The organism is Nonomuraea sp. 10N515B (assembly GCF_052245915.1).
In the GTDB taxonomy this organism is placed as follows: Bacteria; Actinomycetota; Actinomycetes; order Streptosporangiales; family Streptosporangiaceae; genus Nonomuraea.
Window position 1 is genome coordinate 1 of record NZ_JBQQBQ010000021.1, and the last position, 15,044, is coordinate 15,044.

The following is a 15,044-nucleotide window of genomic DNA, read 5'->3' on the forward strand; positions in this document are numbered from 1 at the left end:
CAATGATCATGTTCGGATGAATCATCCAAGCAATAACCGTCAAAAATGACGGGGTCATACATGTGTGATGCACATGCACTGGCTTTTAACACACTGTTGAGTTCTCAAGAAACGGACGCGTACATCCCCACCAGGATCTCTCGAGATCCAAGTGTGGAGGCTCCTCACACTTCGTTTCCTTCAGAATACCAGACCCGGACGATTCCTGTCAAACCGCCCGATCCGGGAGCTTCCGGACCTGCCTCTCCTCGAGGCAACCATGCTAACTTACCCTGACTTTCGGCTCTTGTCCAACCGCGTGGTGGGCGCAACCCGAAGCCGGGGCTCGTTCGGAGGGATGCCAGGGCTAACCGGCCCTGCGTTGAAAACTGTAGCAGCCTCAACGGCGCAGAAGGTCCATCTTCGGTAACGAATGGACCTTCCCCGCGTACGTACGGTTCAAACACCGAGCCCGGCGAGCTGTGCCTCCAGCCGCGCGATGTCGGCGGATGCCTGCTCGGCCCGGCTTCTGACCTTGGCCACCACGTCGTCCGGCGCCTTGGCCATGAACTGCTCGTTGCCCAGCTTGGCGGCCACCTGTGCGGCCTCCTTGCGCGCGGCGGCCAAGTCCTTCTCCAGCCGCTTGCGCTCGGCGACGACGTCGATGGCGCCGGCGGTGTCGATTTCCACCGTCACGTCGCCCACCGAGAGCCGCGCTGTGGCGCTGAACGACTCCGTCGGCTGCGTCAGGCGCAGCAACGCGCGGACCGCCGTCTCCTGATCCGCCAGCTGCGTGCCGGCGAGTCCGAGCCGGGCGGCCACCTTCTGGCCCGGCTTGAGGCCCTGATCCGAGCGGAACCTGCGCACCTCGGTCACCAGCTCCTGCAGCGCGTCGATCTCCGCCTCGGCGGCGGCGTCCGCGTAGCGGGAATCGGCGACCGGCCACGGCGCCACGACGATCGACTCGCCGCCTGTGACGGCCCGCCACAGCTCCTCGGACACGAACGGCACCAGCGGATGAAGCAGCCGCAGCAAAGCGTCGAACACGTGGCCGAGCACCAGCCGCGTGTGGTCGAGCCCCTCACCGAGCTGGATCTTGGCCAGCTCCAGGTACCAGTCGCAGACCTCGTCCCACGCGAAGTGGTAGAGCAGGTCGGCCGCCTTGGCGAATTCATAGTCCTCGAAGGCGGCGTCCGCGGCCGTCACCACGGTCTGCAGGCGCGACAGGATCCACCGGTCGGCCGCGGTCAGGTCGGCGCCGTCGAGCGACCCGACAGCGGCGCCGTTCATGAGCGCGAACCTGGTGGCATTCCAGATCTTGTTGCAGAAGTTGCGTGAGCCGGCCGCCCACTCCTCGCTCACCGCGACGTCGGCGCCGGGGTTGGCACCACGCAGCAGCGTGAAGCGGGTGGCGTCGGCGCCGAAGCGCTCGATCCAGTCGAGCGGATCGACCACGTTGCCGAACGACTTGGACATCTTCTTGCCGTATTGGTCGCGGACCATTCCGTGCAGCGCCACGACGCGGAACGGCGGCTCGCCGTCCATGGCGTAGAGCCCGAACATCATCATCCTGGCCACCCAGAAGAACAGGATGTCGTAGCCGGTGACGAGCACGGACGTCGGGTAGAAGCGGGCCAGCTCCGGCGTGGCGTCCGGCCAGCCCATCGTCGAGAACGGCCACAGCGCGGAGGAGAACCAGGTGTCCAGGACGTCGGAGTCCTGCGTGTAGCCGGCGGGCGGCTCCTCGTCGGCGCCCACGCACACGACATCGCCCTCGGGCCCGTACCAGACCGGGATGCGGTGCCCCCACCACAGCTGGCGGGAGATGCACCAATCGTGCATGTCGTCGACCCAGTCGAAGTAACGCTTGGCCAGCTCCGGCGGGTGGATGCGGGTGCGCCCGTCGCGAACCGCGTCACCGGCCGCCTTCGCCAGAGGCCCGACGTTGACGAACCACTGCAGCGACAGCCGCGGCTCGACGACCGTCTTGCAGCGCGAGCAGTGGCCGACCGAGTGCACGTAGGGGCGCTTCTCGGCGACGATCCTGCCGTCCGCGCGCAGCGCGGCGACGACGGCCGGCCGGGCCTCGAAGCGATCGAGCCCCTGGAACGGCCCGTGCGCGGTGATCACGCCGCGCTCGTCCATGACGGTCAGCGACGGCAGGGAATGACGCCGTCCGATCTCGAAGTCGTTGGGGTCGTGGGCGGGGGTGACCTTGACCGCGCCGGTGCCGAAGGCAGGATCGACGTGCTCGTCGCCGACCACGGGGATCATGCGACCGGTGAGCGGCAGCTCGACCATCGTACCGATCAGGTGGGCGTAACGCTCGTCCGAGGGGTGAACGGCCACGGCGGTGTCGCCGAGCATGGTCTCGGCTCGTGTGGTGGCCACGACGATCTCGTCGGAGTAGCGGATCGAGACCAGCTCGCCCTCGTCCTCGCTGTGCTCGACCTCGATGTCGGACAGCGCGGTGAGGCAGCGCGGGCACCAGTTGATGATGCGCTCGGCGCGGTAGATCAGCCCGTCGTCGAAGAGCCTCTTGAAGATCGTCTGCACCGCACGCGAGAGACCCGTGTCCATGGTGAAGCGCTCGCGTGACCAGTCGACGCCGTCGCCCAGCTTGCGCATCTGGCCGAGGATCCGGCCACCGGACTCCTCTTTCCACTGCCAGACCCGCTCAACGAACGCCTCGCGTCCCAGGTCGTGCCGCGACAGCCTTTCCTTGGCCAGCTCACGTTCGACGACGTTTTGTGTGGCGATGCCCGCGTGGTCCATGCCGGGCAGCCAGAGCGTCTCGCGCCCCTGCATGCGGGCGCGGCGCGTGAGCGCGTCCTGGATGGAGTGGTCGAGTGCGTGCCCGATGTGCAGGACGCCCGTGACGTTGGGCGGCGGCAGGACGATGCTGTATGGCTCGCCCGAGCTGCCCGGGTCGGCGCCGAAGTAGCCTTCGGATACCCAGCGGTCATAGTTCCGGGTCTCGACGTCGGCCGGTGTGTATTGCGTAGGCAGCTCTGGCGTTGTCACAGTGACCAATTCTAGGGAGGCGTACGAGCGGAAAAGGCCCCAAGCCCCGAAGGCGGGGCACTGGGGGCATGGCGTATGACGGCCCACCCTGAGGTGAAATGGGCCCAATACGCCGAAGCGCCCGCGTGGCGGACTGCCACGGGGCGCTCGGTGCGCGGGGAGGACGGCTCAGGCCGACTTCTCGCGAGGCGTGCGCTGCTGCTTCGCGGCGAGCTGGTCGCGTGGTACGAGAGTCGGGATCGCGTGCTCGAGCACCGACTCGCGGGTGATGACCACCCGGGCGACGTCCTGCCTGGAGGGCACCTCGTACATGACCGACTGGAGCACCTCCTCCAGGATCGCGCGCAGGCCGCGGGCGCCGGTGCCGCGCAGGATGGCCTGGTCGGCGATGGCCTCGAGCGCGCCGTCGGTGAACTCCAGCTCCACGCCGTCGAGCTCCAGCAGCTTGCGGTATTGCTTGACCAGCGCGTTGCGCGGCTCGGTGAGGATCTGGATGAGGGCCTCGCGGTCGAGGTTGTGCACCGAGGTGATGACCGGCAGGCGGCCGACGAACTCGGGGATCATGCCGAACTTCAGCAGGTCCTCCGGCATCACGTCGGCGAAGATGTCGGCCGTGTCGACCTCTTCCTTCGACCGGATGATGGCGTTGAAGCCGATGCCCTTCTTGCCGATCCGCGACTCGATGATCTTTTCCAGACCCGCGAACGCACCGCCGCAGATGAACAGCACGTTGGTCGTGTCGATCTGGATGAACTCCTGGTGCGGGTGTTTGCGACCGCCCTGCGGAGGCACCGAGGCCGTGGTGCCCTCCAGTATCTTCAGCAGCGCCTGCTGAACACCCTCGCCTGAGACGTCACGCGTGATCGACGGATTTTCGCTCTTGCGGGCGATCTTGTCGACCTCGTCGATGTAGATGATGCCGGTCTCGGCCTTCTTGACGTCGTAGTCGGCGGCCTGGATGAGCTTGAGGAGGATGTTCTCCACGTCCTCGCCGACGTAGCCGGCCTCCGTGAGCGCGGTGGCGTCGGCGATGGCGAAGGGCACGTTGAGCATCTTCGCGAGGGTCTGCGCCAGCAGCGTCTTGCCCGAGCCCGTCGGCCCGAGCAGCAGGATGTTGCTCTTGGCCAGCTCCAGGCCGTCGTCTCTGCCCCGGTCGCCGGACTGCACCCGCTTGTAGTGGTTGTAGACCGCCACCGAGAGCGCCTTCTTCGCCTTGTCCTGACCGATGACGTAGGCGTCGAGGAACTCGTAGATCTCCCTCGGCTTGGGCAGGTTGTCCCACTTGAGCTCGGAGGACTCCGACAGCTCCTCCTCGATGATCTCGTTGCAGAGATCGATGCACTCATCGCAGATGTAGACGCCTGGACCGGCAATGAGCTTCTTGACTTGCTTCTGGCTCTTTCCGCAGAAAGAGCACTTCAGCAGGTCTCCCCCGTCGCCGATGCGTGCCACCCCAGATACTCCTTTGCGTGGGACCGCCCTGCCCTTGCGAGCAGTGTCTCCGGACATCCTCCGGACTTGGCCGAACCGCTCAGGTTTCGACGTTACCGTCTTCTGGGCCCTCAGTGAGCCCCCTAGCGGCGAGTCGCACCGGAACGTGCCCTATTGGGCAGCGCCCCGGTGCGTCACGTCTCGTCTAGGAAGCTACGGCCTGAGCTCGTTTCTTCCTGGACGGGATGATGTCATCGATCAGACCATACGCCTTTGCCTCGTCCGCGTTGAGAATTTTGTCGCGTTCGATGTCCTTGCGGACTTCGGCGGAGGTCTTGCCCGTGTGCTGGGCCACGATGTCCTCCAGGAGAGTCCGCATGCGCAGAATCTCCCTGGCCTGGATCTCGATGTCGCTGCCCTGGCCGCCGCCCTCGGTGGACGGCTGGTGGATCAGCACCCGGGCGTTGGGCAGCGCGAACCGCTTGCCTGGGGTGCCGCCGGACAGCAGCACGGCCGCCGCGGAGGCGGCCTGGCCGAGGCAGACGGTCTGGATCTCCGGCCGGACGAACTGCATCGTGTCGTAGATCGCCGTCATGGCCGTGAAGGAGCCGCCGGGCGAGTTGATGTAGATGCTGATGTCACGGTCGGGATCGAGCGACTCCAGCGTCAGCAGCTGGGCCATCACGTCGTTGGCCGACGCGTCGTCGATCTGCACTCCGAGGAAGATGATGCGGTCCTCGAAGAGCTTGTTGTACGGGTTCATCTCCTTCACGCCGTATGACGTGCGCTCGACGAAGGAGGGGAGAACGTAACGGCTCTCGATGTTCATGTCAGCTCCCCCTAGGAAACCGGGCCCTGTGAGGGCACCTGTCGTGCGCTACGGACGACGTGGTCGATGAAGCCGTAGTCCTTGGCCTCTTCCGCCGTGAACCAGCGGTCGCGGTCGGAGTCGGCCTCGATCTGGTCCAGCGGCTGCCCCGTGTGGAAGGCGATCCGCTCCGCCAGCGTCTTCTTCACGTAGAGCATCTGCTCGGCCTGGATGGCGATGTCGGCAGCGGTGCCGCCGATGCCGCCGGACGGCTGGTGCATCATGACACGGGCGTGCGGCAGGCCGAAGCGCTTGCCCCTGGCCCCGGCGGTGAGCAGGAACTGCCCCATCGAGGCCGCCATGCCCATCACAACCGTCGATACGTCGTTCGGCACGTATTCCATCATGTCGTAAATCGCCATGCCTGCACTCACCGAGCCCCCCGGCGAGTTGATGTAGAGCGTGATGTCGCGCTCTGGGTCGTCGGCTGCAAGGAGCAGCAGCTCGGCGCAGATGCGGTTGGCGATCTCGTCGTTGACCTCCTGCCCGAGCACGATGATGCGCTCCCTGAGCAGGCGCTGGTAAAGCTGGTCTTCAAGCCGGAAGGCGGAGCCGTTCTCACGGCCTCGAGACTCAGGCTGATAGAAGGTCGGCGGGCTGGTCACAGCGTCACCTTCCGATGCGTCGTAATCGATTGGCTTTGCTTGTGACCTTAACGCGCGCCGCCTACAGGTCATGCCCGGTCCCCCGCACTGTTCGCTGACGGCGCATGTTCGGGGCCTTGCGCCCGGGTGTCCGGGCCATCCAACCGGCGACCACCCCTGGCAGCCCTCAGACGGCGGTCCTCGCCGACCAGGAGGCGGTGGCCGGTCGAGGAGGGCCTCGTGCCCTTGGCGCTCCCCATGGGCCCTCTGAGCGCCCCCAGCGTCGCCTTGCGGCCGGGCCGTCCCTGGCAGCCACGGTGCCCGCGGGTCGTGTGCGGGCGCGGGAAGGGGCGGAAGCGTCGCCCGCAGCAGTGGCGGGGGCGCCGGAACGTCGAAGCCCCCGGACCGATTCGATCCAGGGGCTTCGTGGTGCCCGGCGAAGGGCGTGAGCTTACGCCTCGGGCTTGTCCTCGGCCTCGGCCTCTTCCTGAGCAGGCTCTTCACCGTTGATCTCGGTGTAGATCGCCTTGAGGTCGACGTCGTTGCCCTCGGTGTCCACGATCTTGGCGGCGTCGCCGATCACGGACTTGGCCTTGTCGCGGACGATCTCGACCATGGCCAGCGTGAGCTGGTCGTTGTCGGCCAGGTGCTTGGCCAGCTCGTTGGGCTGGACGCCCATCTCCATGGCGCGGCGCACCACGAAGTTGGTCAGCTCCTGCTCGGAGACGCCCAGCTCCTCGGCCTTGACGATCTTGTCGAGCACGAAGCCGACCTTGAGCGCGCGGGCGGAGTTCTTCTCGAACTCGTCGAAGCGCTCCTCCTCCGTCGTCTGGTAGAGGCGGAAGAAGGCGTCGCGGCTCAGGCCGCTCTCCGCCACCTGGTGGTCGAGGTTGTGCTTGCGGGCGTCGACCTCGGCCTTGAGCGCGCTGTCCGGCAGCGGGATGTCGATCTGCTCGAGCAGCGCGTCGAGCGACTTCTCCCGGGCCTGCACGACCTGGTCGATGAGCTTGTTGCGGCGGGCCTGCTCGCGGATGCTGGCCTTGAGCTCGTCGAGCGTGTCGAACTCGCTGGCCAGCTGGGCGAACTCGTCGTCCAGCTCCGGCAGGACCTTCTCCTTGACCGACTTGACGGTGATGATCACGTCGGCTTCCTCGCCGGCGTTCTCGCCTCCGACCAGCTCGGTCTTGAAGCTCTTCTCCTCGCCGGCGGACATGCCCTCGAGCGCGGTGTCGAGGCCCTGCAGCACGGAGCCGGCGCCGACCTCGTAGGAGACCTCGCTGGCCTGCTGCTCCTCGATGTTCTTGCCGTCGATCTCGGCGCGCAGGTCCATGACGACGAAGTCGCCGTTGGCGGCCGGGCGCTCGACGCCGGTCAGCGTCGCGAAGCGCTGGCGCAGCGCGTCGAGCTGCGTGTCGACGTCCTCGTCGGAAACCTCGGCGGAGTCGACCGTGACCTCGATGCCGGCGTAGTCGGGCACCTCGAAGTTGGGCCGGATGTCGACCTCGGCGGTGAACTCGATCTGCTCACCGTCTTCGATCTTCGTGACCTCGATGTCGGGCTGGCTGACGGGGAAGACGTCGACCTCGTCGACGGCCTGGCCGTACAGCTTGGGCACCGCGTCGTTGAGGGTCTCCTCCAGCACTACCGCCCGGCCGAAGCGCTGCTCGATGATGCGGGCCGGAACCTTGCCAGGCCGGAACCCGGGGACGCGCACCTGCTGCGCGACCTTCTTGTATGCCGCATCCATGCTCGGGCGCAGCTCGTCGAACGGCACCTCGACAGTGAGCTTGACCCGCGTGGGGCTGAGCTCCTCGACAGCGGTCTTCACGGAATGGTCTCCTTGATCAAGCTACGAGTGATCGCGGGCGCGTCCATCGGTACGGCCCACGCGCCGCGCCCACATGTGCGGTGTTGGGGCATGCTCTGCCACGGCCGCATCCAACGCCGATGGTCCAGTCTAGGGCAGATGCACACCCAACAACGACGCCCGCCGCCGTCAGAACTCCTCCGAGATCGTCCGCAGTAGCTCGATCGTCTCATCGGGGGTGGTGCTCACGGCACACAGCCGCTCCATCACCTCGGTGTATCGGTCCACATCCTCACGCTTGTCCAGGTAGAGCGCGCTGGCGAGCTGCTCGACGTACACGACGTCGGGCAGGTCGGGATCGGGGAAGCGCAAGATGCTGAACGCCCCGCCCTCGGCACTGTGCCCGCCGAAACTGAACGGCATGATCTGGATCGTGATGTTCTGCTGGCGCATGAGGTCGATGAGGTGCTCCAGCTGGGCCCTCATCACCTCGGCTCCGCCGATCGGCCGCCGGAGCGCGGCCTCGTCGATCACCGCCCAGAAGACCGGCCCGTCCGGCTTGTCCAAGATCCTCTGGCGCTCCAGCCGGAGATCGACCCTCCTGGCGATCTCCTCCGCCCCAATGCCCGCCGCACCGGCGGTCACCACAGCCCTTGCGTACTCTTTGGTCTGCAACAGTCCCGGCACGAACTGGACTTCGTAGGTCCTGATCCTGGCGGCCGCCTCTTCGAGGCCGACGTACGCCTGGAACCACGTGGGCAGGACATCGTTGAACCGGTGCCACCAACCCGGCTCGTTGGCGGTGGCGACCAGGTCGAGCACGGCGGAGCGGGCCTGCTGGTCCACGACCCCGTACAGAGTCAGCAGGTCGGCCACGTCGCGTTCTTTGAACCCCACTCGGCCCAGCTCCATGCGGCTGATCTTGGATTCCGAGCCACGGATGAGGTGGCCGGCCTCCTCACGAGTGACGTTCTTCGCTTCCCTGAGCTTGCGCAGCTGGGAGCCCAGGAGGATGCGCAGCGCCGTCGGCCCGGAACCCGGCTGGTTCTGCGTCACTTTGCCTCCTATCAAGGTCCGCACACACAGTGACACCACATCGCCTTGAATGACAAGGTCTCAACCTCGTGTCCGATTCCGGGATCTATGCCCAAAAACGGTGTTTGCTATTGCACATTGCAGCTGCACGTGCATTTGGGTCTTGCAGCCGCAGCGGTCGTGACCCATGATGGCTTAGTGCATATTGGGCCAAACATGCACTAACCAAGGCTGAACGGGGAGGTATCGGCGGCATGGTGGAGGATCCTCTGGCCACTGCCGATTGCCTGCAGATCACCCGCGAAGTGGGCTTCGACCACCTGCTCTCGGGTGGCGGCCAGCCGTACACGACCGCGTGCCCGTTGCCCTTTCAGGCCGACTCTGTGAAGACCGCCAGGGACGTGACCCGCTCCACACTGCAGGGCTGGGGACTGCACGACCTGAGCGACGACGCCGCGCTCGTGGTGTCGGAGCTGGTGACGAACGCCGTCAGATACGCGATGTACGCCGCCGGGCGCCGGGAGATCGAGCTGCTGCTCATGCGGGTCGCGCCGCACGTGCTGCTCGCGGTGGCCGACCCCAGCGACGAGGTGCCGCGGCCCAAGGAGCCGGATTTCATCTCCGAGAACGGGCGCGGCCTTTACATCGTCGAAACGTACAGCCAGTGCTGGGGCTGGGACCCCCTGGCTCGCGGCGGCAAGGCCGTCTGGGCGCTGTTCCGCACGGAATCCTGACCCAACCTTTAGATCACCTGGTACGGCGTCTCCCTGTTCTCTCTCGTGACCAGAATGCTAAATTGGTCATCGGTCAACAGTCACGAGGAGGCCTTTGTGCATGCCGAGCACCGCGGGCGGGCTGACCGGATTCTCGACGCGGCCAAGGAGCTGCTGCTGCGCTGGGGATACCGGCGGGTGACGATCGACGAGATCGCCAAACGCGCCGGGGTCGGCAAGGGCACGATCTACCTGCACTGGCGTACCCGCGAGCAGTTGTTCTTCGCCGTCGGCGCCAGGGAGGCGGTGGCCATGCTGGAGGCGGTCGTCGCGGGCATGCGGGCGGATCCTGACGAGATCGCGCTGCACCGGTACATGCGCCGGTTCTTCCTGGAGGCGATGCGGCGGCCGGTGCTGCGGGCGATCTTCACCAGGGACGCCGAGATGCTCGACAAGTTCCTCGCCAGCCCGGCCAGGAAACCGCTCGAGGGCGCCAAGTTGCTCGCCTCGCGCGAATACCTGGGTGAGCTCGCCCGGCACGGGTTGCTGCGGGAGGGTCTGCGACCCGAGGACCTGGACTATCCGCTGCCGACGATCGTGTTCGGGTTCTTCGCCGTCGAGCCGCTGCTTCCGGCCGAGGTCACGCTCAGCCTGGAGGAGAAGGCCGGCGTCCTGGCCGACACGTTGCGCAGGACGTTCGAGCCGGAGCGGCTGCCCGACTGCGCGCCGGCGGCCGAGCGGGTCATCGAGATCTTCGAAGGGCTCTCCCGTGACTTCCGTGACGCGGCTTATGGAGGCGGCGATGGGACATGACATCCGTGGGCTGCACCACGTGGGACACGTGGTGCATGACATGGGACAGGCGCTCGAGCGATACCGGCGGATGGGGTTCGCGCTGCCGGGGCCCGCGTACCCGGTGGTGGGCGAGCCGCCCGAGCCGGTCGGGGTGGGCAATACACACGCGTACCTCACCGGCGGCTTCCTCGAGCTGGTCACCGTCGCCGGGGCGGGGCGGGTTCCCGGCGACGCGCGGCTGATCCCGCTGCGGGCGCCCGCGGAGCGGCTGCCCGCGCTCAAGGAGGCCGTCCGCGGCACGGCGGCCAACCTGGAAGCGTGCCTGCGGCGCTTCGAGGGTGTGCACATCCTGATGTTCGACGCACTCGGCATCGACGGCGCCGCCGCCCGGCTGACGGCCGGCGGCGTCGGGCACGGTGGGGTGCAGGCGGCCCAGCGGCCGGTCGAGACGGCGGACGGGGTGCGGATGGAGCCCGTCCGGTGGCTGGAGATCGACGGCTCCGAGCCGGGGCTCGTGCCGGAGGGACGGGTCGGGCTGGCGGAGAACGCCTCCGCGCATGAGGCCGCCGACCATCCCAATGGCGCGGTCGAGCTGGTCGAATGCGTGTTGTGCGTGGCCGACGACGAGCTGGACGAGGCCGAGCGGCGCTATGAGCGTTATGTGGGACGTACGGCATCGCGGGACGGGCTCGTGCGGACCTTCGCGCTCGGCGGCGACGGTGCTCACATCACGCTGGTCGGCGCGTCCCGGCTGGACGCGCTGTTGCCGGGCGAGGGTGCGGTGGCGCTGCCCGGGTTCGCGGCGTACGCGGTGGCGGTGCGGGACGTCGCGGCCACCGGGCGGTTCCTGGGCGAGGCCGGGATGACGGTCGGTGAGACCGCCGCAGGCGAGATCTTCGTGCCCGCCCGCGAGGCGCTCGGCACCGCGATCGTCTTCCGTCAGCGGTGACGGCGAAGCGGCAGGGGACCGTTATTCGCCGGTAACGCCGTCGATACGCTCGCGTAGAAGATCGGCGTGACCGTTGTGGCGGGCGTACTCCTCGATCATGTGGACGAGGATCCAGCGGTGCGTGCAGTCCCGGCCGTTGCGGTCGCCGACGGCGTCCAGCGGCGTGGCGGCCGAGATGGCGCGGGCGCGCTCGATCTCGTCCTGCCACGTGGCGAACGCCTCCTCGGCCGAGGCGGTGTCGACGTCGTTGAAGTCGGCGTCGTTGTCGCGGTCCTTGTCCCACAGCTTGGGGATGTCCTCGCCGTTCAGCACGCGGCGGAACCAGGAGCGTTCGACGTGCGCCATGTGCCTGACCAGGCCGAGGAGAGACAGGGTCGAGGGCGGGGCCGAGCGCAGGCGCAACTGCTCGTCCGACAGGCCCGCGCATTTGACGGCGAGGGTGGCGCGGTGCCATTCGAGCCAGTTGTTGAGCACCGTCAGCTCGTCGCCGGTGAGGGGCGGTGGGGTACGGGAGTCGATCACGAGCCCTGACCTTACCTTCGGCCTGGTGTGCGGCTTTCAGTGCATGGAGATGTGCACGTGGTCGAAGTGGTTCTCGGTGATGCTGCCGCGGTCCGACATTCCGCTCCAGCCCGAGCTGTGGTTGATGCGCTGCTTCCAGATCACGTACTTGATGCCGAGCTTGTCCATGTTCTTGATCGCCCACTCCGCGATCCGGTCGCCCAGCGCGAGGTTCGCGGCCGACGGCATCGAGCCTCCGGTGCTCATCATGAAGTCGCAGGCGCGTCCGAGCGGGTGCTCGCCGCTGGAGCCCGAGCGGAAGCACCCCACCGTGTACGGCAGCGAGAAGTTCTTGCCCACCTGCTCGCGCATGAGCCGGGTGCGCGGAGTGATGTTGTCGGAGCCGGAGGGAAGTTCGGGGGCCCAGCTGCCGTCGGATTTGCGGCCGGTGCCAAACGGCACGAGGTCCTGGAGCTTCTTCTTGATGTCCTCGATGACGTCCTCGGCCTCGTCGCGCTGCTTGTCCACCTCGGCCGCGTCCCCGCGGATCTCGGCCGCCAGCGCGGCGGCGTCCTTGGCGGCCTTCTCCTTGTCGTCACGGGCCTTGGCCACGCCCTGCACGAACGCCTGCTGTTCGACGGTCAGCTGGTTGAGCACGGCCGCGCTGCCGCCGCTCGCGGGCAGCATGAAACCCGGCACCGGGGGGTTCCCGTTCTGGTAGCGAAGCCGGGCGATCTCGGCGACCCGCTGCTCGGCCGCGGTCAGCGTCTGCTCCGCGGTGGCCAGGCGCTCATTGGCCGTTTTGGCGGCCTGCTGGGCCTTGGCCAGCTCGACGCGCTTGAGGTTGTACTGCTCGATGAGCTTGTCGATCTTGCTGTTGAGCTGCTTGAGCTGGGCGCGGAGCTCGGACTCCGTCGGTTTGGGTGCCGCCGACGCCGCGGTCGCCGGGAAGAAGGCAACGGCGGCGGCGGTGATGAGGCTGATGGCAAGACTCGCGAGGGACGGCGAAGGGAGCGGAGCTCCCGAGCGAATCAGGGCAGCCGCCACGTAGATGTTTCCTCTCCCTCTGCCGGCCGGGTTAGCTGACGGGTTCGGGCATGGGAGATCCCTACCACCGAAGTGGATTCACCCCACGTGCGATGGGTCCCCGGCTCCCGGGCAACTCGCCCGGGATTAGGCGGGCACCGGCCGTTACGGCCGGTGCTTATCGGGATATTAGTGGTAGATCACGAGTCATGCGACCTTAAGTAGAAATCTATTAGTGATCTACTCGTGATCGAAGCATGCGTGCGGCCTCCTCCGGCAGCACGTCGTTGACGAAGGCCCCCATCGCCGACTCCGACCCCGCCAGATACTTCAGCTTCTCCGGCGCCCGCCTGATGGTGAACAGCTCCAGGTGCAGGTAAGCCAGCTCACGGCCCTGTCGTACCGGCGCCTGGTGCCAGGCCGCGATGTACGGCATCACGACCCCGAACAGCCCGTCGAACGCCTTCAGCACCGACGTGTACAGCGGCGCGAACGCGGCACGCTCCGCCTCTGTCAGCGCCGCCAGGTCGGGCACCTGCCGGTGCGGGTAGAGGTGCACCTCGAACGGCCAGCGCGCGGCGGCGGGCACGAAAGCCGTCCACAGCTCGTTGGCCGCCACCACCCGCGTGCCGGCGGCGCGCTCGGCGGCCAGCACGTCGGCGAACAGGTTTCCCTTGTAGCGAGCGGCGGCGCCCAGCTGCAGCTTGGTCCGCGGGGTGACGTACGGATAGGCGTAGATCTGGCCGTGCGGGTGCGCGAGCGTGATGCCGATCTCCGAGCCCCGGTTCTCGAAGCAGAAGACCTGCTCCACGCCCTCGATGGCGGACAGTTCGGCCGTGCGGTCGGCCCATGCCTCCATGACCAGCTCGACCTGGGCGTCGGACAACCGGGAGAAGGACGAGGAGTGCTCGGAGGTGAAGCAGACCACCTCACAGCGGCCCACGGCCGGACGGACCTCACTCAGCCCGCCCACTTCCCCATAAGTCCCGATATTTTCGGAAAAAGAGGGGAAGCGGTTCTCGAACACCACCACGTCGTAGTCGTACGCCGGGATCTCCGTCGAGCGCGTCTCCGACGACGGGCACAGCGGGCACTCGGCCGCCGTGCCGGTCGGCTGGTGCGTCCGCGTCTGCCGGTGCCCCGCGATCGCGATCCACTCCTCGGTCAGCGGGTCGTAGCGCAGCTCAGAGGCCACCGGCCGGGGGTCCAGCGTCCGCCGGTCGATCGCGCTCCTGTCGGCGTCGTCCCGCCGGTCGAAGTAGATCAGCTCTCGGCCGTCGGCCAGGTTGGTGATGGTGCGCTTCAAAGCGAGCCCTCCGCGATGATCAGTTCCCCGGCCGTTTCGGCCAGGTGCGTACGTGCTTCCTCCGGCAGCCCCGCGTCGCTGATGACCACGTCGGCCTCGCTCAGCTCGGCGATGGTGCTGATGCCCACCGTGTTCCACTTAGTGTGGTCGGCCGGGACGACCAGGCGGTTGGCGGCCGCCACCAGCTCCCTGTCGGTCTCGGACTCGAGCAGGTTGGGCGTGGTGAACCCGGCCCGCACGCTCATCCCGTGCACGCCGAGGAAGAGCGTGTCCACGTGCAGGCGGCGGATGGCGGCCACGGCCACCGGGCCCACTAAGGCGTCCGATGGCGTGCGTACGCCGCCGGTCAGCACCACCGTGCGGTCGGCGCGCGGATTGCGGTGGAAAACGTCGGCGACGGGGATGGAGTTCGTGATCACCGTGAGCTCGGGCACACCGATCAGGTGGTGCGCCAGCACCCAGGTGGTGGTGCCCGCGGACAGCGCCACAGCGGTGCCGGGGCGCACCAGTTGTGCCGCGCAGCGCGCGATGGCCTGCTTCTCCTGCTGCTGGCGGGCGGACTTCGCGGTGAAGCCCGGCTCCTCGGTCGATCCCGGGCCGAGGGCGGTCGCGCCGCCGTGCACCTTTTCCAGCAGGCCCCGCTCGGCCAGCACCTCGAGGTCGCGGCGGATGGTCATGTCGGAGACGCCGAGCTCGCGGACGAGGTCGGCCACCCGGACACCGCCGTCGCTGCGTACGCGTTCGAGGATCGCCTGCTGACGCTGCTGTGCGAGCACGCCCCCTCCTTCCAACAGATTCCACCAAATTATGACACGGATAAGTTCGGGGAATGTTAGATCGGGTGGCGTCGCTTGCCCTGGTCGGCGCAGGCGAGAGACGGTGAGGGATCAATGCCGTAGCACCCGATCATCGGAGGCGAGCGTATGGCCAAGCGCGCACGCAAGGGCAAAGCACGCAAGAAGAAGAAGGCTAACCACGGCAAGCGGCCCACCGCACGCTGACCCGGGTGGCCGCCTCTGCCCGGCG

The 15,044-nt window shown here is 67.4% G+C and carries 14 protein-coding genes and 1 riboswitch; of the genes, 4 read left to right on the forward strand and 10 right to left on the reverse strand.

What is annotated here, in order from left to right:
- Positions 1–438: 438 nt before the first annotated feature.
- From ACTWQA_RS28630 to ACTWQA_RS28655, 6 genes are all read right to left on the reverse strand, one after another.
- A complete protein-coding gene (locus ACTWQA_RS28630; protein ID WP_443162166.1) occupies positions 439–3,012 on the reverse strand; it encodes a valine--tRNA ligase in 2,574 nt (857 codons plus the stop codon).
- A gap of 159 nt (positions 3,013–3,171) precedes the next feature.
- Positions 3,172–4,455: an ATP-dependent Clp protease ATP-binding subunit ClpX gene (gene clpX, locus ACTWQA_RS28635; RefSeq protein WP_138691280.1), complete on the reverse strand. Its 1,284-nt coding sequence runs from the start codon at positions 4,453–4,455 to the stop codon at positions 3,172–3,174.
- A 184-nt stretch (positions 4,456–4,639) separates the two neighbouring features.
- Positions 4,640–5,263, reverse strand: a complete 624-nt coding sequence (locus tag ACTWQA_RS28640) for an ATP-dependent Clp protease proteolytic subunit (protein ID WP_305915140.1) — start codon at positions 5,261–5,263, stop codon at positions 4,640–4,642.
- 11 nt (positions 5,264–5,274) lie between these two features.
- On the reverse strand, positions 5,275–5,907 hold the full coding sequence (locus ACTWQA_RS28645) for a ClpP family protease (protein WP_305915717.1): 633 nt from the start codon (positions 5,905–5,907) through the stop codon (positions 5,275–5,277).
- A gap of 430 nt (positions 5,908–6,337) precedes the next feature.
- Positions 6,338–7,714, reverse strand: a complete 1,377-nt coding sequence (gene tig, locus ACTWQA_RS28650; protein WP_443162167.1) for a trigger factor — start codon at positions 7,712–7,714, stop codon at positions 6,338–6,340.
- 168 nt (positions 7,715–7,882) lie between these two features.
- Positions 7,883–8,749: a helix-turn-helix domain-containing protein gene (locus ACTWQA_RS28655; RefSeq protein WP_443162168.1), complete on the reverse strand. Its 867-nt coding sequence runs from the start codon at positions 8,747–8,749 to the stop codon at positions 7,883–7,885.
- A 233-nt stretch (positions 8,750–8,982) separates the two neighbouring features.
- On the opposite strand from ACTWQA_RS28655, the gene ACTWQA_RS28660 reads away from it, so the two are divergent.
- From ACTWQA_RS28660 to ACTWQA_RS28670, 3 genes are all read left to right on the forward strand, one after another.
- Positions 8,983–9,462, forward strand: a complete 480-nt coding sequence (locus ACTWQA_RS28660) for an ATP-binding protein (protein WP_305915143.1) — start codon at positions 8,983–8,985, stop codon at positions 9,460–9,462.
- Between the two features lie 96 nt (positions 9,463–9,558).
- Positions 9,559–10,254 (forward strand): TetR/AcrR family transcriptional regulator, encoded by a 696-nt coding sequence (locus tag ACTWQA_RS28665; protein ID WP_443162169.1) that lies wholly within the window; start codon positions 9,559–9,561, stop codon positions 10,252–10,254.
- The gene (locus tag ACTWQA_RS28670; RefSeq protein WP_443162170.1) at positions 10,244–11,185 is read left to right on the forward strand and encodes a VOC family protein; all 942 of its coding nucleotides are present in this window, start codon (positions 10,244–10,246) and stop codon (positions 11,183–11,185) included. The genes ACTWQA_RS28665 and ACTWQA_RS28670 overlap by 11 nt, the downstream gene beginning before the upstream one ends.
- Positions 11,186–11,206: 21 nt before the next feature.
- On the opposite strand, the gene ACTWQA_RS28675 is transcribed toward ACTWQA_RS28670, so the two are convergent.
- The 4 genes from ACTWQA_RS28675 to ACTWQA_RS28690 form a co-directional block, all read right to left on the reverse strand.
- Positions 11,207–11,707 (reverse strand): DinB family protein, encoded by a 501-nt coding sequence (locus ACTWQA_RS28675; RefSeq protein WP_305915146.1) that lies wholly within the window; start codon positions 11,705–11,707, stop codon positions 11,207–11,209.
- Between the two features lie 36 nt (positions 11,708–11,743).
- Positions 11,744–12,733, reverse strand: coding sequence for a coiled-coil domain-containing protein (locus ACTWQA_RS28680; RefSeq protein WP_443162171.1), 990 nt, complete (start codon positions 12,731–12,733; stop codon positions 11,744–11,746).
- Positions 12,734–12,739: 6 nt separating this feature from the next.
- A riboswitch (cyclic di-AMP (ydaO/yuaA leader) is annotated at positions 12,740–12,876 on the reverse strand.
- Positions 12,877–12,944: 68 nt separating this feature from the next.
- Complete coding sequence (galT, locus tag ACTWQA_RS28685; protein WP_443162172.1) at positions 12,945–14,018, reverse strand: galactose-1-phosphate uridylyltransferase; 1,074 nt, start codon at positions 14,016–14,018, stop codon at positions 12,945–12,947.
- Positions 14,015–14,794, reverse strand: coding sequence for a DeoR/GlpR family DNA-binding transcription regulator (locus ACTWQA_RS28690; protein ID WP_443162173.1), 780 nt, complete (start codon positions 14,792–14,794; stop codon positions 14,015–14,017). The genes galT and ACTWQA_RS28690 overlap by 4 nt, the downstream gene beginning before the upstream one ends.
- A 147-nt stretch (positions 14,795–14,941) precedes the next feature.
- Here ACTWQA_RS28690 and ACTWQA_RS28695 point away from each other — a divergent pair, with 147 nt between their 5' ends.
- Positions 14,942–15,019 (forward strand): 50S ribosomal protein bL37, encoded by a 78-nt coding sequence (locus ACTWQA_RS28695; RefSeq protein ID WP_371825749.1) that lies wholly within the window; start codon positions 14,942–14,944, stop codon positions 15,017–15,019.
- Positions 15,020–15,044 lie beyond the last annotated feature (25 nt).

What these genes read in the sequence shown, in the direction of transcription:
- ACTWQA_RS28640 (WP_305915140.1), bottom strand. Translation starts at nt 5,263, where the DNA reads ATGAACATCGAGAGCCGTTACGTTCTCCCCTCCTTCGTCGAGCGCACG.
- ACTWQA_RS28660 (WP_305915143.1), top strand. Translation starts at nt 8,983, where the DNA reads ATGGTGGAGGATCCTCTGGCCACTGCCGATTGCCTGCAGATCACCCGC.
- ACTWQA_RS28670 (WP_443162170.1), top strand. Translation starts at nt 10,244, where the DNA reads ATGGGACATGACATCCGTGGGCTGCACCACGTGGGACACGTGGTGCAT.
- ACTWQA_RS28695 (WP_371825749.1), top strand. Translation starts at nt 14,942, where the DNA reads ATGGCCAAGCGCGCACGCAAGGGCAAAGCACGCAAGAAGAAGAAGGCT.